Annotated in this window: 18 protein-coding genes; 12 read left to right on the top strand and 6 right to left on the bottom strand. The window is 47.0% G+C overall.

Features of this window, described 5'->3' with window-relative positions; translation table 11 throughout:
- Positions 1–133 precede the first annotated feature (133 nt).
- From FIU99_RS02950 to yjjX, 3 genes are read left to right on the top strand one after another with little or no spacing between them, the layout of a single operon-like run.
- The gene (locus FIU99_RS02950) at positions 134–1,177 is read left to right on the top strand and encodes a spermidine/putrescine ABC transporter substrate-binding protein (RefSeq protein ID WP_006957668.1); all 1,044 of its coding nucleotides are present in this window, start codon (positions 134–136) and stop codon (positions 1,175–1,177) included.
- Positions 1,161–3,506: a bifunctional diguanylate cyclase/phosphodiesterase gene (locus FIU99_RS02945; RefSeq protein WP_152471999.1), complete on the top strand. Its 2,346-nt coding sequence runs from the start codon at positions 1,161–1,163 to the stop codon at positions 3,504–3,506. Before FIU99_RS02950 ends, FIU99_RS02945 begins: the two co-directional genes overlap by 17 nt.
- Entirely contained in the window at positions 3,472–4,005 is a 534-nt protein-coding gene (yjjX, locus tag FIU99_RS02940; protein WP_006957672.1) for an inosine/xanthosine triphosphatase, read from the top strand. Before FIU99_RS02945 ends, yjjX begins: the two co-directional genes overlap by 35 nt.
- 292 nt (positions 4,006–4,297) lie before the next feature.
- Here the strand turns inward: yjjX and trpR are convergent, their stop codons facing one another.
- Entirely contained in the window at positions 4,298–4,594 is a 297-nt protein-coding gene (gene trpR / locus FIU99_RS02930) for a trp operon repressor (RefSeq protein WP_006957674.1), read from the bottom strand.
- A gap of 29 nt (positions 4,595–4,623) precedes the next feature.
- A complete protein-coding gene (gene sltY, locus FIU99_RS02925; RefSeq protein WP_099609241.1) occupies positions 4,624–6,579 on the bottom strand; it encodes a murein transglycosylase in 1,956 nt (651 codons plus the stop codon).
- A 259-nt stretch (positions 6,580–6,838) separates the two neighbouring features.
- Here sltY and ettA point away from each other — a divergent pair, with 259 nt between their 5' ends.
- The 3 genes from ettA to FIU99_RS02910 all read left to right on the top strand — a co-directional run bounded on the left by ettA (position 6,839) and on the right by FIU99_RS02910 (position 10,045).
- A complete protein-coding gene (gene ettA / locus FIU99_RS02920; RefSeq protein ID WP_038164731.1) occupies positions 6,839–8,506 on the top strand; it encodes an energy-dependent translational throttle protein EttA in 1,668 nt (555 codons plus the stop codon).
- Between the two features lie 168 nt (positions 8,507–8,674).
- Positions 8,675–9,046 carry a PilZ domain-containing protein gene (locus tag FIU99_RS02915; protein WP_006957680.1) on the top strand — a complete coding sequence of 124 codons (372 nt, stop codon included), beginning with the start codon at positions 8,675–8,677 and terminating at the stop codon, positions 9,044–9,046.
- 9 nt (positions 9,047–9,055) lie between these two features.
- On the top strand, positions 9,056–10,045 hold the full coding sequence (locus tag FIU99_RS02910; protein ID WP_152471998.1) for a M23 family metallopeptidase: 990 nt from the start codon (positions 9,056–9,058) through the stop codon (positions 10,043–10,045).
- Between the two features lie 50 nt (positions 10,046–10,095).
- On the opposite strand, the gene tyrA is transcribed toward FIU99_RS02910, so the two are convergent.
- Both tyrA and FIU99_RS02900 read right to left on the bottom strand, forming a co-directional pair.
- Positions 10,096–11,223 (bottom strand): bifunctional chorismate mutase/prephenate dehydrogenase, encoded by a 1,128-nt coding sequence (gene tyrA / locus FIU99_RS02905; protein WP_019276854.1) that lies wholly within the window; start codon positions 11,221–11,223, stop codon positions 10,096–10,098.
- 22 nt (positions 11,224–11,245) lie between these two features.
- Positions 11,246–12,319, bottom strand: coding sequence for a 3-deoxy-7-phosphoheptulonate synthase (locus tag FIU99_RS02900; RefSeq protein WP_152471997.1), 1,074 nt, complete (start codon positions 12,317–12,319; stop codon positions 11,246–11,248).
- 239 nt (positions 12,320–12,558) lie between these two features.
- Between FIU99_RS02900 and FIU99_RS02895 the strand changes: the two genes are divergently transcribed.
- Together FIU99_RS02895 and btsR are read left to right on the top strand one after the other, a co-directional pair.
- The gene (locus tag FIU99_RS02895; protein ID WP_006957687.1) at positions 12,559–14,235 is read left to right on the top strand and encodes a sensor histidine kinase; all 1,677 of its coding nucleotides are present in this window, start codon (positions 12,559–12,561) and stop codon (positions 14,233–14,235) included.
- Positions 14,236–14,244: 9 nt separating this feature from the next.
- Positions 14,245–14,967 (top strand): two-component system response regulator BtsR, encoded by a 723-nt coding sequence (btsR, locus tag FIU99_RS02890; protein ID WP_006957689.1) that lies wholly within the window; start codon positions 14,245–14,247, stop codon positions 14,965–14,967.
- A 43-nt stretch (positions 14,968–15,010) separates the two neighbouring features.
- Here btsR and nagZ read toward each other — a convergent pair whose 3' ends face one another.
- Together nagZ and FIU99_RS02880 are read right to left on the bottom strand one after the other, a co-directional pair.
- On the bottom strand, positions 15,011–15,994 hold the full coding sequence (gene nagZ, locus FIU99_RS02885; RefSeq protein WP_006957691.1) for a beta-N-acetylhexosaminidase: 984 nt from the start codon (positions 15,992–15,994) through the stop codon (positions 15,011–15,013).
- A gap of 9 nt (positions 15,995–16,003) precedes the next feature.
- Positions 16,004–16,852: a MurR/RpiR family transcriptional regulator gene (locus FIU99_RS02880; protein WP_152471996.1), complete on the bottom strand. Its 849-nt coding sequence runs from the start codon at positions 16,850–16,852 to the stop codon at positions 16,004–16,006.
- A 234-nt stretch (positions 16,853–17,086) separates the two neighbouring features.
- Here FIU99_RS02880 and FIU99_RS02875 point away from each other — a divergent pair, with 234 nt between their 5' ends.
- Genes FIU99_RS02875 through murQ form a run of 4 tightly spaced genes read left to right on the top strand, consistent with a single transcriptional unit; the run spans position 17,087 to position 21,592 of the window.
- Entirely contained in the window at positions 17,087–18,679 is a 1,593-nt protein-coding gene (locus tag FIU99_RS02875; RefSeq protein WP_152471995.1) for a sodium:solute symporter, read from the top strand.
- Positions 18,676–19,554, top strand: coding sequence for a BadF/BadG/BcrA/BcrD ATPase family protein (locus FIU99_RS02870; RefSeq protein ID WP_152471994.1), 879 nt, complete (start codon positions 18,676–18,678; stop codon positions 19,552–19,554). The genes FIU99_RS02875 and FIU99_RS02870 overlap by 4 nt, the downstream gene beginning before the upstream one ends.
- Positions 19,547–20,656: an anhydro-N-acetylmuramic acid kinase gene (locus tag FIU99_RS02865; RefSeq protein ID WP_152471993.1), complete on the top strand. Its 1,110-nt coding sequence runs from the start codon at positions 19,547–19,549 to the stop codon at positions 20,654–20,656. Before FIU99_RS02870 ends, FIU99_RS02865 begins: the two co-directional genes overlap by 8 nt.
- Positions 20,657–20,668: 12 nt before the next feature.
- Entirely contained in the window at positions 20,669–21,592 is a 924-nt protein-coding gene (murQ, locus tag FIU99_RS02860) for an N-acetylmuramic acid 6-phosphate etherase (protein WP_152471992.1), read from the top strand.
- The last annotated feature ends 32 nt before the right edge of the window (positions 21,593–21,624 follow it).

The raw sequence follows: 21,624 nt of genomic DNA, 5'->3' as shown, positions 1-21,624 counted from the left end.
GGACTGACACTATTCATAAATGAACCTAATATTCCGCTTCTTAGTTGCATATTAGGTGTGTGTCAGTCCTTTCAACATATCACTCTGATAGGCGTTATCCATTCATGGGTCAGAAGGCCACTTCCTAGCTGATATGAGATCACTATTTCTACTTACCGTCGCACTTTCCGTGCCCAGTTTTTCTACTCACGCAAACTCTCCACTCAACGTCTACATGTGGGAAGATACGCTCTCACCGAATGTCATCGAAAGCTGGCAATCGAGCACAGGCACACCGCTGAAGCTGTCCCATTTTGATAATGATGATGAACGTAGCCTGTTGATGATGAAAGGTATTCAGCTACCTTTTGATCTCGTGGTTTTGGATAATGTTTCGGCTCAAATATATGGGCGTTTAGGATCGTTTGAAGATCTTACCCAACTGAAAAATCGTCACCATAACGACGACAAATGGCTTCAAGCCTGTGGTAAATACGCTGTTCCTTACTTTTGGGGAACAGTGGGAATAGCTTATCGAAAAGACATAGTGAAAAAGCCTCCAACCAGCTGGCAAGAATTTGTCCATCCACCGAAGGCTCTAGAGGGGCGGATTGGCATGATCAATGACAGCGTCGAAAGCTTTCTACCAGTATTTTACAGCTTGGGGATCTCTCCAACAGAAGAACAAGAATCGCTCTTCCAGCAAGCCTACCCCGAATTGCAATCTTTCAGCGATAAAGTCCTCACCTACGAATACATTCTCAGCTACATCCGTAGTAATAGAAATGCTGCAAAGCTGGCAATGGCTCTGGCTTACAGTGGTGACCAATACTCATTAAATCGCTACTACACTGGTAATCAGTGGGATTTCATCGTTCCTGAAGGTGAGTTGTTTTTGTGGGTTGACTGTTTGGCCGTCAGTAGCCATTCAACCAATAAGGAGAAGGCTAAAGCCTTCCTTGAGTACCTTATGGATCCCACTATTGCTGCAACAAATGCAACAGACATCAAAGCTGCAACGCCAAACTTAACGGCGTTAAAACAGATGCCGGATTGGTATCTAGATGATGCATCATTGTTTCCAGAACAACAGCGAGTCGAGCAAGGGCGCGTAGATAGCGAACTCTCGGCATCAAATATCAGCTTACGAGCAAAAATAATAAATCGCATTCTGAAACGTCATGAAGCTCAGTACTAGAGTTCTGTTGCTAGTTTCCCCAGTCATCCTAATCAGTGCTGCGTTTTCTAGCTACGGCATATACAACAACCAAAAAGATGCGTTAATTAAACGCGAAAACAGTTATCTCCAGTTAACGATGGAAAAGCTCGCAGGTCACTTTCGCCAATCAGTGGCACTGCTGAACAGCTATTCCCTCACCTTAACCAAGAGTGACATTATCCGTCATTACTTTGGTCAGCAGGACAACCCATATCGGGAGATGGAGCTGATCGATAACCTGCAGACAACGATAGAGAATCTGCAGGCCAACAAGCAGAACGATATTGCCGTCGCGATTCTAAATCATAATCGCGCCCCGCAGTTCTATGCAGATAATCAGTCCGATCCTTTTTCTAAACTGGACCAGAATGTGTTCCGCTTTGTGGATCGAACATACCGCCGCACGGGTAACACGTCCTACACCGGTTTCACGCAAAACCACCAAGGGCAGAGCATTTTAGTACGCTACGATGTCCTTGATACCAATACGCTGATTTCTCCGCTTAGTTACAATACCGATCAGGTATTTTTTATCGTTGTTTATCTGTCTTTGGATAAGTTTGACCAACTAAAACACATCATCGAATTTGATAATGACAGCAGCATATTTTTCGCTGACCAACCAATCATAAAATCAGGGTTAACTCAGTCGGTCGAGCTCAAGCCCAGCCTCTATGCGGTGTTGGATCCTGCGCAATATCTGCTGGCTGAAAAGCTCCATAAGATCGAACAAAGGCTGCTGTTGTTCTTTGGCGCCTCCACTGCGGCAACGATCCTGATCCTACTGTTTCTGCTCCATCGCCGCGTCATCAGTCCAATTACCCGTCTTGAACACCAACTTCAAGAAGTCGAACAACGTAAGCGCCATAACATTGAACGGCTCAGCAGCGACGATGAAATCGGCCGTTTGTCGGTTCGTTTTTATGATATGTACAAAGAGCTCAATTCAAGTTACCAGAAAACCAAAGCAATGGCGGAGAACGACCACCTGACACAACTGGCCAATCGCTACCAGTTTCAAGTCTATGTCGAGCGTACAATTGCCAACAAACTGCTCCACACCCACGCTTGGATTCTGTATATCGACTTGGACAACTTTAAGTACGTCAATGACAAATACGGGCATCATTTGGGTGATTCGTTGCTGGTGAACTTTGCCGACCATATTCGTGAAATCTGTCATCAGTATGAACTGTCTTATGGCGTGAAGTGTATCGCTTCAAGGTTATCTGGTGACGAGTTTGCCATTTTCATCGCTTCTGCACACGAGAACAGTTACCCAGATAAGGTAGCCCAAGCGGTTTTAGAGCCGATTCAAAACCCTCAGAGCTCGCCTCTAGGTAGCTTTCCTATTACCGCTAGTATCGGGGTTGCGAGCTACCCTCAAGACGGTCAGGATTTAGCAAAGCTGCTGTCTAATGCAGACACCGCGATGTATCAGGCCAAACGTGCGGGGAAAAACCAGGTTGCACGTTACTCAGAAGAGCTGGATCAGATTGTTCGTCGCCGTACTCAGATTGAGCGCGCCTTGAGAAACGGTGAATTCGATGATGAGTTTCATCTGATGTATCAGCCTTATTTTGATCGCTCGGGTAAGACCATTGTTGGCGTGGAGGCTCTATTGCGTTGGGAGTCACCCAAAATGGGCAAGGTCAATCCGGGCGAGTTTATCCCTATCTCAGAGAAAACGGGGTTATTTGGTAAGATTGATCGCTGGGTCATACTTCAGGCGTTTAAAGACTTTGTCGCCCTGCAAAACTGTTTTGATCATCCGATTCAACTGTCAATCAATCTCTCTTCTGCAGAACTGGACTCTTTGCAATTGGCGCGAGACATACAGCACGCCGCTAAGCAATATCACGTAATTCCCGGCTTGGTGGATTTTGAAATCACAGAAACTTTTGCCACAGATTCCCAGAGCTACTCTCTGCTACATGAACTGTCATTGATGGGCTTTAAGTTAGCAATTGATGATTTTGGTTCCGGCTATACATCTATCACTCAGCTTGTAGAATACCCGGTACAGAAAATTAAGCTCGACCGTGAATTTCTCACCGCTCTGATCAAAACCAATAATCAGAAAGTGGTGAAGCCACTGGTGGATTTGTGCCATTCACAGTCAATGATAGTGACCGCTGAAGGCATCGAATCGCAGGAAATGCACCAATGGCTGGCGGAGAATCAATGTGACTACATGCAAGGGTATTTCCTTTCTCCTCCTGTTTCATTGTCTGAGCTGAAATTCCTCGACTCATCCACACAAGGAAACCAGCATGTCGGTGAAGAAAGTTATTGTCGCTTCGCTTAACCCAGCCAAAATTAACGCGGTCAAAAGCGCATTTCAGGCAGCTTTTGACTCACAAACGTTCGAGTTTGTCGGTGTGAGTGTCGCTAGTGAAGTGGCCGATCAACCAATGAGCAATGAAGAAACGCACACAGGTGCGCTCAACCGAGTCCGCAACGCTAAAATGTCTCAACCCAATGGCGACTATTATGTTGGCCTCGAGGCTGGTATTGAAGGTAATGTGACCTTTGCTTGGATGGTGATTGAGTCAGAAACACATCGTGGTGAGTCTCGCTCTGCTAGCTTGATGCTACCACCGGTTGTGATTGAAAAACTGGCTAAGGCTAATGAGCTGGGTGATGTAATGGACGAAGTGTTTGGCACTGACAACATTAAACAGAAAGGTGGCGCCATTAGCCTACTGACGCAAGACCAGTTGACGCGTAGCAGTGTGTATCATCAGGCGTTGATATTGGCATTAATTCCATTTACCAATCCAGAGCACTTCCCCGCTAATCTCTAGGGTCTGTTGACCTTTTGCGGTTAAATTTTGTTCGAGATAAAAGCGTTTTAGTCGCGGCGAGAGGTTTGTCGCCTAGTGACCTAAGCAAAACACCTCTCAACAAAGAGTAAAACGCTTTTAGCCGAACCCTCTGGGCAGCGTTTGTGGTTCCTTTCTACTGCGTTATCGGCTTATCAGGTAGGGCAACTACGTTTCAAATCCTCTGCCTTGTATAAAGAACCCACAAACTGCTGCAAAAATCAGCTCAAAAGGTCAACAGACCCTAATAAAAACAAAGGTGCCGATGGCACCTTTATTTGGGTTCAAGTAAGGCTGAGATTTCAGCCTTTTCTGCTTCGCTCTTCGACTTCAGCTCATTGGAGCCGCGAGTAATGGTGGCGACACCTACCCCTAGCATCTGACTGATTTGGCGCTGAGACAATTCACCTTTAAGCAATTCGCGACATATATTGACCCTTGCGATTAAAGATTCGCGCTCATCGGGTGTGAGCAGCATGGTCAGCAACATCTCGTGTTGGTCGGATTCGCTGCTCGTTTTAATCAAATCTAAGATCTGTTGCCAGTCGGTGTACTCAGGTTGTGTTGCCATTTGCTCTCGCTGCCTAGGACGTCATAAAACTAGTATCTGGTATCAATCTCATTCTGATTGAGAAACGCCCCATCGACCCCTAACAGGTTACGGTAGTATGTTTCAAACATCAGAATGTTCTGCACATAACCACGGGTTTCCTTAAATGGAATGGCTTCAATAAATGCGTAAGCATCCAGTTTGCCTTGGGTACGTTCACGCCAGGTTTTCACTCGGTGTGGTCCAGCATTATACGCAGCAAGCGCGAAAATTCGATTATTATCGTATCGCTCGAGTAAGCCTTTCAGGTAGTGGCTGCCTATCTCTATGTTTTTGCCAACCTCATATAAGTCATTGCTACTGCGATACGACAGCTGATATTTACGCGCAGTGTACTTAGCCGTTGATGGCATAATTTGCATGATACCGCGCGCACCAACAGGAGAACGCGCTTCAACATCCAAACCACTCTCTTGTCTCGCCAATGACATCAGAGTGATTGGATCAATGCTGTGCTTTTCGCCATAGAAGTTAAACCACCAGCGATGAGCCACCGGGAAACGCAGCTCTAGGTTGTCCCACATTTTGGCTTTGATACTCGCCGTAACGGTCAAATGAGACCAGTCTTTATAGGAGGCGTACGCCGCTAGCATCTCTTTTTGCTCAGCATTAGCTCGATTGAGCAACCAACGCCATTCGCTTTTCGCTGCGGCAATTTTATCCCGTTCAATCAGCTCTTCGATGCGCACTAAGGCTGTCATAAACGGTTTGACCGCTTGCCGCTCAAAAGAGATGGTGGAAACTGGGTAATTGATCGATCGCTTGATCTCTTTCGCGGCCGCAACGCTATAGAAGTTTCGCTGACCCACCAGATTTTCAAGACGCTGGCTGCCTTTGGTGATATCCCCCAACGCGACTTCACTGCGTCCTAACCAATATTGCCAGCGCAGGCTTTGCTGCTTTTTATCTGGCAGGTGTCCTATCCAATCTTCCACACCATGCCAGTCTGCTTCTTGAATCGCTAAGCGAACCCTGCGCTCAATCAAATCATTATTACTGGACGTTTCTATCTTTTTATCGCGCCATTGCGCCAAAGACTCGGAATCGGTGTTAATCAATCGGAAGGCAATATAATCAGCCAGCTTCTGCGCCTCGTCTAAAGGCATTTTCTGCGCAGAGGTGGCTTGATCAAACGCTTGCTGCGCCATTCTAACGTCTTTTCGCGCCAGCTTTTTCAACGCAAGCCCTGTCTGAGAACGGTTGAAATCACTATCGCTGTGCTGGCGAGCAAAGTTAACGACATTTTCTGGTCGATTAAACAACGCCTTCATATCAGAGGCTTGCTTACGTGCTTTGTCAGAGTTGAGCTGCTTTTTGAGGTAGTTCATTAGCGAGCCATTACGTGCTTCAAACGCTAGCAGCATACGCTCAAGAATTTGCTGATCGGTTCTTAACCCCGCTTTGTCCCAAACCTCAAACAGCGGGTCACAAGCATCAGCAATACTCTGCCCGGAGTGCCAAAGTTTCTCTGCACCTTCAAAAGCTTGGTCCTTATGACCTGTTCGATAAAGCGCATGATAGTAGTGACATTGATACGTTTCACCGCGTGGTTCTACGGTCTGAAATTCTGCCAGCTTTTGCCATTGTTTTTGTCTGGCAAGACTGTCGATGTATGGAGCTCGAATGCGAGCTGAAAATGGTAACGTACTATAAGTATCAATAAACGCTTCTACTTCCGCCGGTGAGTGTTGCCCGATATCAACTAAAAAAGCACGGTAATCCGTATAAGGTGTTAGAGGGTAATCTTTGATTTTATTACGGATTTCTTGATATTGAGTTACCTGATTATTGTCGAGGTATTCTTGCGCCTGGTCATAAATTTTCCGTTGTTGCTGGAGATCACTTGCCATTGCTGAAGTGGCTAAGCTTGCGCTGCAAACCATCGAGACCCAGGTCAGAATCGATGAAGGAATGCGATGCAGCGACTTTGAAAACGTCAGCATCATAAATTCTCGTCCTGTTGAGAATAATTAGTGTGTTTATTAATTTATGCTTATTGTAAGCAGCCATGTAAAGCGTATAGATGTAAATAATAATAAATTCACACAACTGTGACATAAGTGGCATCGCTATAAATGAATTGTTCACTTATCCATCAATAAGGCCGATTAGTTCCTCATCATCCTCATTTCGAAGGTAACAAAGCCCCCCATCTTGGTATAAAATGCCTCTCTACGTGAATTGAAATTTTAGGAACGATCGGCAATGGCTGAATACGTATATACCATGTCGCGGGTGAGCAAAATCGTGCCACCTAAGCGTCAAATTCTGAAAGACATCTCGCTAAGCTTTTTCCCTGGTGCCAAGATCGGTGTTCTTGGTCTGAACGGTGCGGGTAAATCGACCCTACTGCGTATCATGGCGGGTATTGACACTGATATCGATGGTGAAGCTCGTCCACAACCAGGTCTGAATGTCGGTTACCTACCGCAGGAGCCTGTATTAGACGAGTCTAAGACCGTACGTGAAATCGTTGAAGAAGCGGTATCCGATGTTGCGGGTGCAATGAAGCGTCTTGACGAAGTATACGCTGCGTACGCAGAACCAGATGCTGATTTCGATGCGCTTGCAAAAGAACAAGGCGAGCTGGAAGCACTGATTCAAGCTAAAGATGGCCACAACCTAGATAACGCGCTTGAGCGTGCGGCAGATGCACTGCGTCTTCCTGAGTGGGATCAAAAGATCGAGCACCTGTCTGGTGGTGAGCGTCGCCGTGTGGCTATCTGTCGTCTGCTACTTGAGAAGCCAGATATGTTGCTTCTCGACGAGCCAACCAACCACTTGGATGCGGAATCAGTCGCTTGGCTTGAGCGATTCCTGGTTGACTATACTGGTACTGTCGTTGCTATCACGCACGACCGTTACTTCCTAGACAATGCTGCAGGTTGGATTCTAGAGCTTGACCGTGGTGAAGGTATCCCATGGCAAGGTAACTACACCTCATGGCTAGAGCAAAAAGACGCGCGTCTACAACAAGAAGCGTCTCAGGAAAAAGCTCGTCAGAAAACCATTGAGAAAGAACTGGAATGGGTTCGTCAGAATCCGAAAGGTCGTCAGGCGAAATCAAAAGCACGTATGGCACGTTTTGAAGAACTTCAAAGCGGTGATCACCAGAAACGTAATGAGACTAACGAGCTGTTCATTCCGCCAGGTGAGCGTCTAGGCGATAAGGTTATTGAAGTGAATAACCTGACTAAATCGTTCGACGGCCGTGTTCTTATTGATGATCTTTCATTCAGTATGCCAAAAGGCGCCATCGTCGGTATCATTGGTGCCAACGGTGCAGGTAAATCTACCCTCTTCAAGATGCTGAGTGGCACAGAACAGCCAGATTCGGGCTCCATTGAGATGGGTGATACGGTCAAACTGGCGTCTGTCGACCAGTTCCGTGACAGCATGGATGACAGCAAGACTGTCTTCCAGGAAATCTCTGAAGGCGCAGATATCATCAAGATCAACAACTTTGAAATTCCTGCACGTGCATACTGTTCTCGCTTTAACTTCAAAGGCTCAGACCAGCAAAAGATCATCGGTGAACTATCAGGTGGTGAACGCAACCGTGTGCACCTTGCTAAACTGCTTAAAGCGGGCGGCAACGTACTGCTACTCGATGAACCAACCAACGACCTTGATGTTGAAACGTTGCGTGCACTAGAAGAAGCACTACTGGAGTTCCCTGGTTGTGCCATGGTTATCTCGCACGACCGTTGGTTCCTAGACCGTATCGCAACGCACATCATCGACTACCGTGATGAAGGTCAGGTGAACTTCTACGAAGGTAACTATACTGAGTATATGGAGTGGCTGAAGAAGACCTTAGGTCCAGAAGCAGCGGAACCGCACCGAATCAAATACAAGCGTATTACTAAGTAATCTTGCTTGAAATTTGTGCAAAGGCCGCTAATATTAGCGGCCTTTATTGTATATTGGTTCACAATAATTATGGTTGTTACCGTGTTTTGAATCAATAATGCGAACCGACACGTATAGCAGTCACTTCTGATTTGATAGCCTTACTGGATACCATTAAGAGAGACAACTATGATCGAACGCCGTCGCTTTTCGCGCATTGTTTACCAGACACAAGCGTTGCTATCTCAAGAAAACAAAGTGGTGAAATCCTCTTTGTGTGATTTATCCCTGCATGGACTGCTGCTGACGTCAGATGACGCAGACTCGCTTGATGTCGACAGTATGGTAGATGTAGAGTTTTCGCTTCAAGACAGCGATATCACGATTGAGCTGGTCGGCAAAATTGTGGGCCTCAATAACAATGTGATCCGTCTGAGTATTGATCATATTGACATTGAAAGTATCGGACATCTGAAGCGGTTAATTGAATTGAATGTCGGTGACGATGAACTCCTACACAGAGACATTGAGCACCTGTCAGATTTAGGTGAATACACCTAACTAAGCAGTATGTCCAAAAAGATAATAATCTCTATCCCCTCTTCATCTGGGGAGCAACACTTTCACGTTTCAAGAAAAGCCCTTCTTCTGACTATTGCTGGTTCAATCAGTGCGATTGCCTTCAGCGCGACTGTCGCTTATTACAGCTGGCAGCAGCAGAATTCTTCTCAATCTCAAGTCGTTCAACTGCGCAACCAACTTGAGCAAGCCGAGCAACAATACCAACAGCAGGTCAATGAAACTCATACTTTGTCTCAAGAACTGGAAGAAAAGCGCGATCAAATCCATACCCTAGGCAAGCGAGTTTATGATGTGGAGTCAGTTCTTGGCCTTGCTGACGATACGCAGGCTGAAGAGTACGACTTGGCGAATCGTATTGACGCTGCAGCAGTGGACTCTGCCGTACGTGCCACCATGTTTCGCATGATCCCGAACGATACACCGATGGACTATCTGCGCATCTCTTCATCTTATGGTCGACGCATTAATCCAATCACGGGCAAACGTCATACCCATACGGGAATCGATCTGACCTGTAAGCGTGGCGAGGCGATCTACGCTCCAGCCGATGGCGTTGTGGAAACAGTTCGCCCAAGCTCAAAAGGCTTTGGAAATTTCCTTACTCTGAGGCACTCATTTGGTTTTATGAGCTCCTACGCCCACCTTGCAAAATTTAAAGTACGCAGTGGTCAGTTTGTGAGCAAGGGAGAATTAATTGCGACGTGTGGCAATTCAGGAAACTCGACCGGCCCTCACCTTCACTATGAGATTCGATTTCTTGGCCGAGCACTGAACCCTCAATACACTATGGATTGGACTCCAGAAAACTTTAACTATCTGTTTGAAAAAGAGAAGAAAGTGAAATGGGCACCGCTGGTTGAATTGATAGACAACACGGTCAGATTACAGGTCAACCTGACTAACCATCCTTATCAGGATGACCCGGTAAATACGGTAAAGCGTGACGAAAACCCAGCCAATACTCTCACCATACAATAAAAAAGAGCTGCCTAGGGCAGCTCTTACGGTATCTGGTTAGGAGTTATAGGTTAACCACGATGAATGGAATCATTCGCTTGCTTCAGTAGATTCTGGCTCTCATGCATAAACTGCTGAGAGTAATCACCAAACCACTCGCTTACTTTATTGAAGCTTGTCACAAACGCCTGCTTATCTTTGCCATCCAACACTTTCAGTGCTTCACCAAAGCATTGATGGAAACGTTTGATCATCTCGATGTTTTCGTCTGAAGAAAGGATAATATCGCCGTATAGGTTTGGATCCTGACCGAAAAGACGCCCAACCATCGCCAGCTCTAAGCGGTAGATTGGTGAGCTTAGCTTCAACAGCTTATCAATGTTCGGGTTTTCACGGCTCAAGTGCAGACCGTAAGCAAAAGACGTAAAGTGACGCAATGCCTGAATTAGAGTCATACCGTGATCGTGCTCTGAGGCATCAATCTGACATAAACTCGCTCCCCAAATAGAGAACTGCTTCAGTAGCCACTGGTAATGCTCTTCACCACGGCCATCACAGTACACAATAACCTGCTTAGCTAAACTCGGTACATCAGGACCAAACATTGGGTGCAATCCAACAACAGGACCTTGATGCACATTGAGCATACCTTGCAGCGGTTTAGACTTGATCGAGGTTAAGTCACACAAGATGCAATCTTTTGGCAGTTTTCCTAGCTTCTCAATCACGCCTTGGGTCAGATGAATTGGTACAGTAACTACCACTAGGCCAGCGTCCACCAGCATTTCATCCGCTTTGTCCCAGTCTTTGCTACCAAGTATTTTGACATCATAACCAGACAGCTTGAACATACGACCAAACAGACCACCCAGTTGGCCATTACCACCAACAATCACCACGGAGCGCAATTCTGGATTCAAACACTTAAAACCAGAATCTTTCTCACTCGCGTAAGACTCACGCATGGTACGGCGAAGAATGTCTTCAATCAGCTGAGGCGGTACGCCTTTCTTTTCCGCTTCTTCGCGACGTGAAGCTAACATGGCCGCTTCACGGTCTGGTGCATAAATCGGCAGACCGTGTTCGCTTTTCACTTCACCGACTTTCTCCACCAGAGACAGTCGCTGTGCCAATAAATCCAGAATTTGTTTGTCTACTGCGTCAATTTGATCACGCAATTCATTCAATTCAACGGCCATGATGTTCCTTGTTATTCTTCTCTTAACCTTTCAGACGATCTTCCAAGAATGGGACCAGTTCTGTATGTGCATGACGCAATAGTGCCTCAGTTGTATCCCAATTGATACAGGCATCGGTAATTGAAACGCCATATTGCATTTCGTTGAGAGGAATATCGGATGACTGATTACCTTCATTAATATGACTCTCAATCATCAGGCCAATAATCGATTTGTTACCTTCACGAATTTGGTGAATCACATCTTCTGCAACCAAAGGCTGGCGACGGAAATCTTTACGCGAGTTAGCATGGCTACAATCGACCATCAGAGAGGCATCCAGACCAGCTTTCGACATATCCTGCTCACACTCGGTGACTGACACTGAATCGTAGTTGGTTTGTTTACCACCACGCAGAATCACGTGACCATTTGGATTACCTTGAGTTGTCAGTAACGCAACCTGACCTTCACGGCTAATCCCCATGAAGCGGTGGCTTGAAGACGCAGCCTGCATCGCATTGATGGCTGTTGCTAAGCTACCATCAGTACCGTTCTTGAAGCCGATTGGCATAGATAGACCACTCGCCATCTCACGGTGAGTCTGAGATTCAGTCGTACGTGCGCCAATTGCTGCCCAGCTGAATGTGTCCGCGAGGTATTGAGGGCTGATCGGATCCAGCGCTTCGGTCGCCAGTGGAATCTCCATCTCTGCTAGATCAACCAGCAGTTTGCGCCCTACGTGCAGACCGTGCTCGATATCGAAAGTACCGTCTAGATGCGGGTCGTTGATCAAACCTTTCCAACCCACTGTGGTACGTGGTTTCTCGAAGTAGACGCGCATAACAATGTAAAGCTGGTCGCTGAGCTGCTCAGACAATGCTTTAAGACGCTTAGCGTATTCTTTCGCAGCGTCCAGATCGTGAATTGAACAAGGGCCACAAACCACTAGTAGTCGATGATCTTTCTTATGAATAATGTTAGCGATAGTCTGACGAGACTCCTGAATAAAGCGACGAGCGTTATCACTCAGTGGTATCTTGGCTTTCAGCTCTTCAGGTGTAATCAGAACTTGTTCTTCACTAATATTAATGTTGCTCAATTCACTTTTTTGCATAATTCAAACCTGTATATATTTTTTTACACCCAATTTAAAGCATCTCTATTGGGCTGGATTAAGCATAAAATAACAGCCTAAAAACAAATTTCAAGGTGTACATATAAAAAAACACAATGTAAATATTTATTTACACAACTGTAATTTGAGCTAGTTAGTTGAAAAACTTCGACTCATGCATGTTTTCTTCAACTTATCTTTTCTAAAATAAGCCTATAGCCCAGCATATTACTTCACTCATGGATCTCATTCTTTCCTTACTTCAGCAGATGTGTGTCTACTTAGTCCTTGCTTATATGCTAAGTAAGACCCCCATTTTCCTGCCATTGCTGAGTATCTCTAACCGCCTGACACACAAACTCAGCGTCTATGTACTGTTCTCTCTGTTTTGTGTCATGGGGACGTACTTTGGTTTGCAGATCAATGATGCGATTGCCAACACGCGTGCGATCGGAGCCGTGATGGGTGGTTTATTTGGTGGGCCTGTGGTTGGCTTCTTTGTCGGGTTAACTGGCGGTTTGCATCGTTACTCGCTTGGCGGGTTTACCGACCTTGCTTGTGCTATCTCGACCACCGCGGAAGGTTTGATTGGTGGCTTGTTACACACCTACCTGCTCAGGCGGGGCAAAGGTGCCCAACTGTTTAACCCAAGCGTGGTGTTTGCGGTCACCTTAGTGGCAGAGATCGCCCAAATGGCGATCATTTTGATCGTCGCTAAACCATTTGATCAGGCATATTCATTAGTCTCTGCGATTGCCGCCCCAATGATCATCGCAAACTCAGTCGGCGCAGCGCTATTTATGAGCATACTGCAGGATCGAAAAACTATCTTTGAAGAGTACTCCGCCACCTTCTCGCGCCGGGCATTGAATATCGCCGAACGGTCGGTTGGTATTCTCGCTTCTGGTTTCAACACGAAAAATGCGGAAAAGATTGCTCGAATCGTTTACGAAGAAACCAATGTGGGCGCCGTGTCGATCACTGACAATGAGAAGATCCTCGCGTTTGTGGGCATTGGTGACGATCACCATAAACCAGAAACGCCGATCTCTTCGCAAAGTACACTCGATGCAATCTCACGTAACGACATCATCTACCTCGATGGCAAAGACAAGCCATATCAGTGTTCAATCTCTAAAAGTTGCAAACTGGGCTCTGCGCTGATTATTCCTCTGCACTCAGGAGATAAAGTAATTGGCACCATTAAGCTGTACGAGCCGAAACGTAAGCTGTTTTCGACCATCAATATGTCGATGGCCGAAGGGATAGCACAGTTGCTTTCCAGTCAGATCCTATTTGGTGACTACCAACAGAAACGCACTTTACTCTCTCAAGCAGAGATAAAATTGCTCCATGCGCAAGTAAACCCACACTTTCTGTTTAACGCGCTAAACACCATCAGTGCCGTCATTCGTCGCGACCCTCCTAAAGCTCGTGAGTTGATTCAGCACTTGTCACATTTCTTCCGGAGTAACCTCAAACAAGATGTAGAAACGGTTACTCTTAAAGAAGAATTGGCGCACGTTAACGCTTATCTCACCGTCGAAAAAGCGCGTTTTACCGACCGATTAGAAGTGGATATTGATATTGATTCCGCATTGCTGGAGCGCAAACTGCCGACCTTTACCCTACAACCTTTAGTCGAGAACGCCATTAAGCACGGCATATCAAACCTACTGGAAGGAGGAAAGATCCGCATTTACAGCCAAAAACTTGCGCAGGGTTATCAGCTGTGTGTGGAAGACAATGCAGGCAGTTACACACCACCAGCCGACAATCATCAGGGGCTGGGGATGCAAATCGTCGATAAGCGTTTGACCAACAAGTTTGGTCAGGCGGCATCACTCAATATTGATGTGACGCCAGACCAACTGACGAGAATGAGCTTCCTCATTCCCGAAAAGAAAATGAATTAGGACACGGATATGCTTTCTGCTTTAGTCATAGATGACGAACTGTTTGCGCGTGAAGAGCTGACTGAGCTGCTTGAAGAGTCGGGCCAAATCACTGTCATAGATCAGGCCAGTAATGCGATTGAAGGTCTGAAAAAGATTAACCAGCTTAAACCCGATGTGGTCTTTCTCGATATTCAGATGCCGCAAATCACAGGCATTGAGCTACTTGGGATGCTTGATCCTGAAACCATGCCAAAAGTTGTGTTTGTCACCGCCTACGATGAGTTCGCTATTCAGGCGTTTGAAGACAATGCGTTCGATTACTTATTGAAACCGGTAGATACCTGTCGGTTGGACAAAACCATTAAACGCCTTCTTAGGTCAGTCAGCAGTAATACTCAGGAACAAGTCTCAGCGATCACCCCATCTAGCCTAGATCAGGTGCCTTGTATTGGCCTGAATCGGATTGTCATCATTCCGACTCAAGATGTGGAGTTTGCTTACAGTGATATCAGCGGCGTTCATGTCCAGACAGAAGAACAAAAAGCCACTTCACAGCTGACGCTCAAAGTGCTCGAAGAAAAAACGCCTCTGGTACGCTGTCATCGGCAGTTTCTGGTTAACATCAAAGCGATCAAAGAAATCAAATTGTTAGAGAACGGATTGGCAGAGATCATCACTGTCAGTGATCACCCGATTCCCGTCAGCCGTCGCTACCTGAAAACGTTAAAAGAAATGCTCGGCTTCCACTAAAAAGAGCCGCTATTGCGGCTCTAGTTCTCTCGTTACTTTTAACTTATCCAATAACGCGTTTCATGGCTTCGGAAGCCTGCTTCCACTCATTACTGCTACGCAGCTCAGACAAAGTGAAAGATTGTTTCTTCAATAGCTCAGTTGCTTGTGGCGTTTCCATCACAGGCAGATTGTCCAACACTTCAATCTGCGCATCACGCTTATTGCACACCAACACCATGTCGCAGCCCGATGCCAGAGACTGATGAGCACGCTCAGCTGGGCCACCCATTACAGATGCGCCTTCCATCGTCAGATCATCAGAGAAAATAATGCCATTGAAGCCCAATTGTTTTCTCAGCACATTCTTGAGCCAGAACTCAGAGCCACTGGCAGGCTGGTCGTCATAATGAGGGAACACCACATGCGCAGGCATCATCGCATCCAATAGCCCCGCCTCAATCTGAGCTTTAAAAATCGCCATATCCTGTTCGAGAATGGTATCTCGCTGATCATAAGGGGTTTCCAGATGCGAGTCCGCAATCACACCGCCGTGGCCGGGAAAGTGTTTGCCTGTCGTTGCCATACCCACCGCTTTCATGCCGCGCATGTAAGCATTGCTGTGGCGGATGATGGTATCGACATCTTCACCAAATGAGCGGCTACCAATCGCCTTACACTCATGACCTTTATCCAGTACCGGAGCAAAGCTTAGATCGATGTCATGAGCAATCAGTTCTGCCGCCATTAACCAACCGCCTTGTTCAGCCAGCTTTTCGCCATTCGCTTGCTTGGCATAGGATTCCGCCGCAGGGATAAGGGAAAAGCCTTCCTTGAAACGTTGAACTCGGCCGCCTTCCTGATCGACGCCAATAAGAATCGGACGTTTCGCAGCCTGACGAATCGACTTGTTCAGGGCCAGCAACTGCTCATTATCGTGATAGTTGCGGGCAAACAGAATGACGCCACCGACGGTTGGGTGCTCAAGAATTTCTCTGTCTTCTGCGGTCAGTTCGCAACCTTCTACATCAACCCATAAAGGTCCCATAATCATTCCTTACTGTTTTAAAACCGCAACAGCGGATTTACTTTGTTCAATTAATTGGTCAGCGCTCTCTTCCTGCTGAGTTAACGCAATGAAGAGTAAGTCTGTCATCAGCAGCTGACTGTCTCGTGCTGTAATGGAAGAGCTTCTTATCTGCTCCTCATCTGCCGCCGTCATCAGTTTGATGTCGGCGTATCTATCCAATGGTGTCGGAGCCAGCTGACTGATGATGATCACCTTAGCGCCTTTACTGCGTGCCAGTTGAGCAATGCTCAGCACCTCTCGACTTCGCCCGGAATACGACAACGCAACCAGCACATCGTTCTCACTCAGCGCTGCGGCATTGGCTATCTGAATATGTGCATCGTACTCGCAGTGCACCGCATGGCCAATTTTGGTCAGCTTGTAGCTCAAATCTTTGGCGACCAGCGAAGAAGCGCCAACGCCCGCAATCTGAATTTTTCCGGCTAAGTGCAGGTAGCCTGCCGCTTGCTGAATCGTGTCTGCATCATTGAGTGCTACAGTTCGGTCAAGTGACTGCTGTTTACTCGATAATAACTTAGCCATCACCAGAGCCATGTTATCGCTGCGTGAGATGGTGCCGTGAATCGCTTTCTTTGAACTGGGTTGATACGCCAATTCACTCTCATATAAGCGAATTTTCAAATCGGAGAAGCCACTGTAGCCGATCTTCTGACTAAATTTCACAATTGTCGATTGGCTGACACCGATGGCTTTTGCCAGCTCAGGAGAAGAGAACTGTTTTACCTGTTGAGGGTATTCGAGTAAATATCGAGCTATCTTGTTATCTGCTGGTGAAAGCTGAGGTAACAGTGCACGAATTCGAGCTAAAACTTTCATCTTCCCCTCCTCTATTTGATTTTCAGTGTACTCAGCCGCGTTAAACTGGGGAATAGTTATTCCAGTCCAAACAGAAATTTGGAATAAACTAACGCGTGAACTGAGAACAGGATCATAGAATCAAAGCGGTCATTATTCCATCAAAGAATAGACTTAGGAATGAACTATTCATATCAGCATACTGCTAAAAAACGATAAATAGATTCCCTACATGATTCAGGCTATGGAGCTGCGATGAATTCTTTATTTACCTCTCTCGACTGGGCTGTGTTCGCCTTATACTTTGCGATCATTGCCTATACTGGCTGGCATTTCAGCCGAGTCAAAATTACTTCCACTAAGGATTACTTCCTTGGTGGGAATAGTATGCCAATGTGGGTAGTGGCCGTTTCCGTTCTGGCAACATCTCAGTCAGCGGCAACATTTCTGGGCGGCCCAGATTCCAGTTACCGTGGTGACTTAACTTACCTAGCCACCAATATAGGCGGTATTCTCGGCGCTCTGTTCGTTGCTTGGATTCTGATCCCACGCTTCTACCAGAATAAAGTGTCGACTGTTTATGAATTACTCAAAGTACGTTTTGGCGAGAAAACCAAACAGCGTGCCGGGCTGATGTATCTGGTTGGACGCGTTTTTGCTTCTGGCTCACGACTGTATATGGCAGCGATTGCGGTCTCGATGATTCTGTTTACCAACATCAACCCAACCAGCGTTATCGCTTCGGTTGTTATTTTGGTCGTTGTTGGCCTTGCTTACACTTACATGGGTGGGATTCGCTCTGTAATCTGGAGTGACCTGATCCAGTTAATTGTTTACGTCGGCGCGGCGCTGGCTGTAATTATTTACCTGCTGGGTCAAATTCCAGCAGACTTTAGCCAAATCATGCACGTGTTAGAGAACCCAGGGCCAGAACAAGACTCAAAGCTTACCTTGCTCGACTTTAGCCTTGATTTCTCACCAGCAGGAACCTTTAGCTTCTGGGCTTGTATCACTGGCTTCGTGCTACTGAATATCGGTGCGTTTGGCCTCGATCAAGATATGACTCAACGCGTTTTAACCTGTAAGACCGCCAAACAAGGCTCACAGGCAATGGTTAATTCAATTATCTTTTCACTGCCGATTGTTCTGATTTTTATGACCATTGGCTTGCTATTGTATGTGTTCTACCAGCGTCCTGATCTGATGGGAGTCGAAGGGCAAGATGTCGTACAAAGCTTCAATGGCGAAAATGTCACTATCTTTATGTACTACGTGCTGAACGAAATGCCAGCAGGCTTACGTGGCCTCGTGACGGTGGGGGTTGTCGCTGCGGCGCTATCGACGCTGAACTCTGGTCTTAACTCAATGTCTTCCGTGGCCACTCAAGACTTGTACAAGCCATGGAAAGAAGCTCGTGATGGCCAGCAAGATGACGTCCACTATGTCAAAGTCGGTCGATTTGGAATGGCAATTGCGGCAGTTGCACTGGGTAGCATGGGAATCTTGTGTTTCTACTGGCAGCAATACACGGACATGCCACTGCTCGCGTTCGCACTCAGTGTGATGGTATTTGCCTACACGGGTCTCCTTGGTGTCTATTTCACCGCTCTGTTTACGGACCGAGGCAGTGAGCGTTCGGTTGCGATGGCACTGGTCGCTGGCTTCCTGACCACACTGTTGCTGCAGGCTTACGTTTGGGACAACACGCTCGGGCTCATCAATCCAGATTGGGCAGGGCTGAGCTTAGCGTTCCCTTATCAGCTTTGTATCGGTACCTTAGTTTCATTTGGTGTCTGCTTGTGTGGTAAAACACAGCCACAAGAGCAGTTGCAAACGGCTCGACTATGATTACGCATTTACTTGCAATCGACGGAGGCGGAACCAAAACCGCCTTACGTCTGACAGCTTTAGACTCGCTAGCGACTAACCCGGCTTTCATCTTGACTGTGGGCCCGTCTTCTCTAACTCAACAAAAAGAGCAAGCGCATCATCAAATACGGGAGGCAATTGAAACTTGCCTAGCACAAGTAAAACTGACGCCTCAGCAGGTATTCATTGTCATTGGCGTTGCCGGCGCTGGCAACGTCAATGCAAGACAAGCACTTGAGCAGTCGCTACTCAAATACCCTAACCGCTTAGTTACAACCGATGCTCATATTTCTTTATTGGGTGTCAATCAAGGTCAAGCCGTGAACTGCCTCGCCATTGGTACAGGCAGTGTCGCTACCCGGCTAGAGACCGATGGCTCAACTCACATGTATGGCGGTTGGGGCTTTCCAATTGGCGATCAAGGTGGTGGCGCTTGGCTAGGGCAACAGGCCGTACAGGCATTAATTGAAGCCATTGAACAGCAAACTACTAGCCCGTTGACCGACTATCTATCTCAGCATCTGGGAAGCCAGCGCGGTGATATTTTGCAATGGCTGACCACAGCGAATGCTTCACGCTTTGCGCAATTGGTCCCTGCCCTTTTGGACCACGCGCATCAAGGCTGCCCAGTAAGCCATGTGATTCTTAGACGTGGGCAGAATCATATTGATGAGCTTGTGACAAAGTGCTGTGAAAATAATGAGTTAGATATCGCTTTTTTAGGAAGTTTGGGCGCATACTATCAGCAACATATCAGTGATGAATGGCGCTCACGCCTAATCACTTCAATAGGAGATGCGCTTGATGGTGCAACTCTGTTAGCCAGACAACAGGTGGAAATTCGTAATGGATAAAGAGCTTTATATTGGCATCATGTCTGGCACCAGTCTGGATGGTATTGATGTCGCACTGGTAGAAGTAAGTGACGGACACATCCAGTTAATCGACCATGCCGATTACCCAATACCTTTGGCGGTCAAAGAGCAAGTGCTCGATATCTGTCTCGGCCAACAAACCAATTTAAAACAGGTAGGCACGCTGGATCACCAACTAGGCCATTTGTATGCCGATGCAGTGTTAGCTTTACTTGAAAAAACAGGTCACAGTAAAGAGCAAATTACCGCGATCGGTAACCACGGTCAGACGGTTTTCCACCAGCCAACAGGTGACGCGCCGTTTACGACTCAGATCGGTGATGCCAATATCATTGCAACACGAACCGGCATTACAACAATTGCCGATTTCAGGCGTAAAGACATGGCTCTGGGTGGGCAAGGCGCACCACTGGTTCCAGCCTTCCATCAGTCGCTGTTTCAATCAAATACATCGAGCATAGTAGTGCTCAATATTGGCGGGATTGCCAACATCTCTGTGCTTCGCCCTGATCACCCTGTCATCGGTTACGATACCGGGCCGGGCAATATGTTGATGGACGCTTGGTGTCACCAGCACCAAGGCCAGCCTTACGACAAAGACGCATTATTCGCACAACAAGGCCATGTAGATACAACACTGCTCAACACCCTACTTCAAGAACCGTATCTTGCGCAAAAAGCACCCAAGAGCACGGGGCGAGAGCTGTTTAATTTACCTTGGTTAGAGGCTATTCTGAGCAACCATAACTGCTCCGCTGAAGATGTTCAGCGAACATTGTGCGAATACACCGCGCGAACCATTAGCTCCGAGGTAGAAAAGTTCTCGTTGGGTGAGACGCCACAACTATTGATTTGTGGCGGTGGCGCCTGTAATCCACTGTTGATGAATCGACTGAAAGCACTACTACCTGCTTGGTCTGTTGACTCTACAGACTCACAAGGTGTCGACAGTCAGAATATGGAAGCGATGGCATTTGCTTGGCTTGCCTATCGCCGCATTCACAACCTGCCAAGCAATTTGCCAGAAGTCACCGGAGCGAGCCATCCTGCTTCTCTTGGTGTGATGTACTTTGCCGATTAAATAAGGACGATTATGACCAACGATGCACTAATCGCAGCGCTTTCCCATTTGGTTTCTGAAGGTCGTAACCCAGAAACGATGGATATTGACCTGCTGCCTTCTCTGGAAATCGTTAAAAGAATTAACCAGCAAGATAAACTCGTTCCACTCGCGGTAGAAAAAGTGCTGCCTGAAATTGCTCAGGCGGTGGACAAAATCACCCAAGCATTCAAATCGGGTGGCCGATTAGTATATATGGGCGCTGGTACCAGCGGACGTTTGGGGATCCTTGATGCCTCGGAGTGTCCTCCTACGTTTGGCGTCTCCGATCAAATGGTCATCGGCCTGATTGCAGGCGGCCCGGATGCTATCCTCAAAGCCAAAGAAGGCGCGGAAGATTCGCCAGAGCTTGGCGTTGATGATTTGAAGTCGATTGAGTTCAGCGACAAAGACGTTGTAGTAGGAATTGCCGCTAGCGGTCGAACGCCTTACGTTATTGGTGCGCTGGAATACGCCAACGACCTTGGGGCGACTACAGTGGCTCTATCATGTAACCCGGATTCCATCATTGCAGAAGTCGCACAAATCGCGATTAGCCCAGTAGTAGGCCCTGAAGCGTTAACAGGTTCAACACGATTAAAGTCGGGAACGGCGCAGAAGCTGGTTCTCAACATGCTGACTACAGCCAGTATGATTCGACTGGGCAAAAGCTATCAAAACTTGATGGTTGATGTGAAAGCGACCAACAAGAAGCTGGTCGCACGTGCCGCTCGTATCGTCATGCAGGCGACTGAGTGTGATAAGCAGCAAGCAGTCACGGTATTAGAGCAAACGGAATATGACGTAAAGCTTGCCATCTTAATGATCCTGACCGGAATGGATATCGACAGTGCCAGAAACCAGCTCCAACATCAGGAAGGCTTCCTGAGACGAGCAGTAGAAAATCACAATCATTAACGTAAAAAGGCTTGGTAAATACCAAGCCTTTT

Origin of the sequence: Vibrio sp. THAF64 (genome assembly GCF_009363455.1) — a bacterium.
Taxonomy (GTDB): domain Bacteria; phylum Pseudomonadota; class Gammaproteobacteria; order Enterobacterales; family Vibrionaceae; genus Vibrio; species Vibrio coralliilyticus.
This window is presented reverse-complemented; position numbering and strand designations above follow the sequence as displayed.

Coding starts and splice junctions, on each gene's coding strand:
- FIU99_RS02950 (WP_006957668.1), top strand. CDS start 134: ATGAGATCACTATTTCTACTTACCGTCGCACTTTCCGTGCCCAGTTTT.
- FIU99_RS02865 (WP_152471993.1), top strand. CDS start 19,547: ATGGATAAAGAGCTTTATATTGGCATCATGTCTGGCACCAGTCTGGAT.
- ettA (WP_038164731.1), top strand. CDS start 6,839: ATGGCTGAATACGTATATACCATGTCGCGGGTGAGCAAAATCGTGCCA.
- trpR (WP_006957674.1), bottom strand. CDS start 4,594: ATGGCAACACAACCTGAGTACACCGACTGGCAACAGATCTTAGATTTG.
- murQ (WP_152471992.1), top strand. CDS start 20,669: ATGACCAACGATGCACTAATCGCAGCGCTTTCCCATTTGGTTTCTGAA.
- FIU99_RS02875 (WP_152471995.1), top strand. CDS start 17,087: ATGAATTCTTTATTTACCTCTCTCGACTGGGCTGTGTTCGCCTTATAC.
- sltY (WP_099609241.1), bottom strand. CDS start 6,579: ATGATGCTGACGTTTTCAAAGTCGCTGCATCGCATTCCTTCATCGATT.
- FIU99_RS02870 (WP_152471994.1), top strand. CDS start 18,676: ATGATTACGCATTTACTTGCAATCGACGGAGGCGGAACCAAAACCGCC.
- yjjX (WP_006957672.1), top strand. CDS start 3,472: ATGTCGGTGAAGAAAGTTATTGTCGCTTCGCTTAACCCAGCCAAAATT.
- tyrA (WP_019276854.1), bottom strand. CDS start 11,223: ATGGCCGTTGAATTGAATGAATTGCGTGATCAAATTGACGCAGTAGAC.
- FIU99_RS02915 (WP_006957680.1), top strand. CDS start 8,675: ATGATCGAACGCCGTCGCTTTTCGCGCATTGTTTACCAGACACAAGCG.
- FIU99_RS02900 (WP_152471997.1), bottom strand. CDS start 12,319: ATGCAAAAAAGTGAATTGAGCAACATTAATATTAGTGAAGAACAAGTT.
- FIU99_RS02910 (WP_152471998.1), top strand. CDS start 9,056: ATGTCCAAAAAGATAATAATCTCTATCCCCTCTTCATCTGGGGAGCAA.
- nagZ (WP_006957691.1), bottom strand. CDS start 15,994: ATGGGACCTTTATGGGTTGATGTAGAAGGTTGCGAACTGACCGCAGAA.
- FIU99_RS02880 (WP_152471996.1), bottom strand. CDS start 16,852: ATGAAAGTTTTAGCTCGAATTCGTGCACTGTTACCTCAGCTTTCACCA.
- FIU99_RS02945 (WP_152471999.1), top strand. CDS start 1,161: ATGAAGCTCAGTACTAGAGTTCTGTTGCTAGTTTCCCCAGTCATCCTA.
- btsR (WP_006957689.1), top strand. CDS start 14,245: ATGCTTTCTGCTTTAGTCATAGATGACGAACTGTTTGCGCGTGAAGAG.
- FIU99_RS02895 (WP_006957687.1), top strand. CDS start 12,559: ATGGATCTCATTCTTTCCTTACTTCAGCAGATGTGTGTCTACTTAGTC.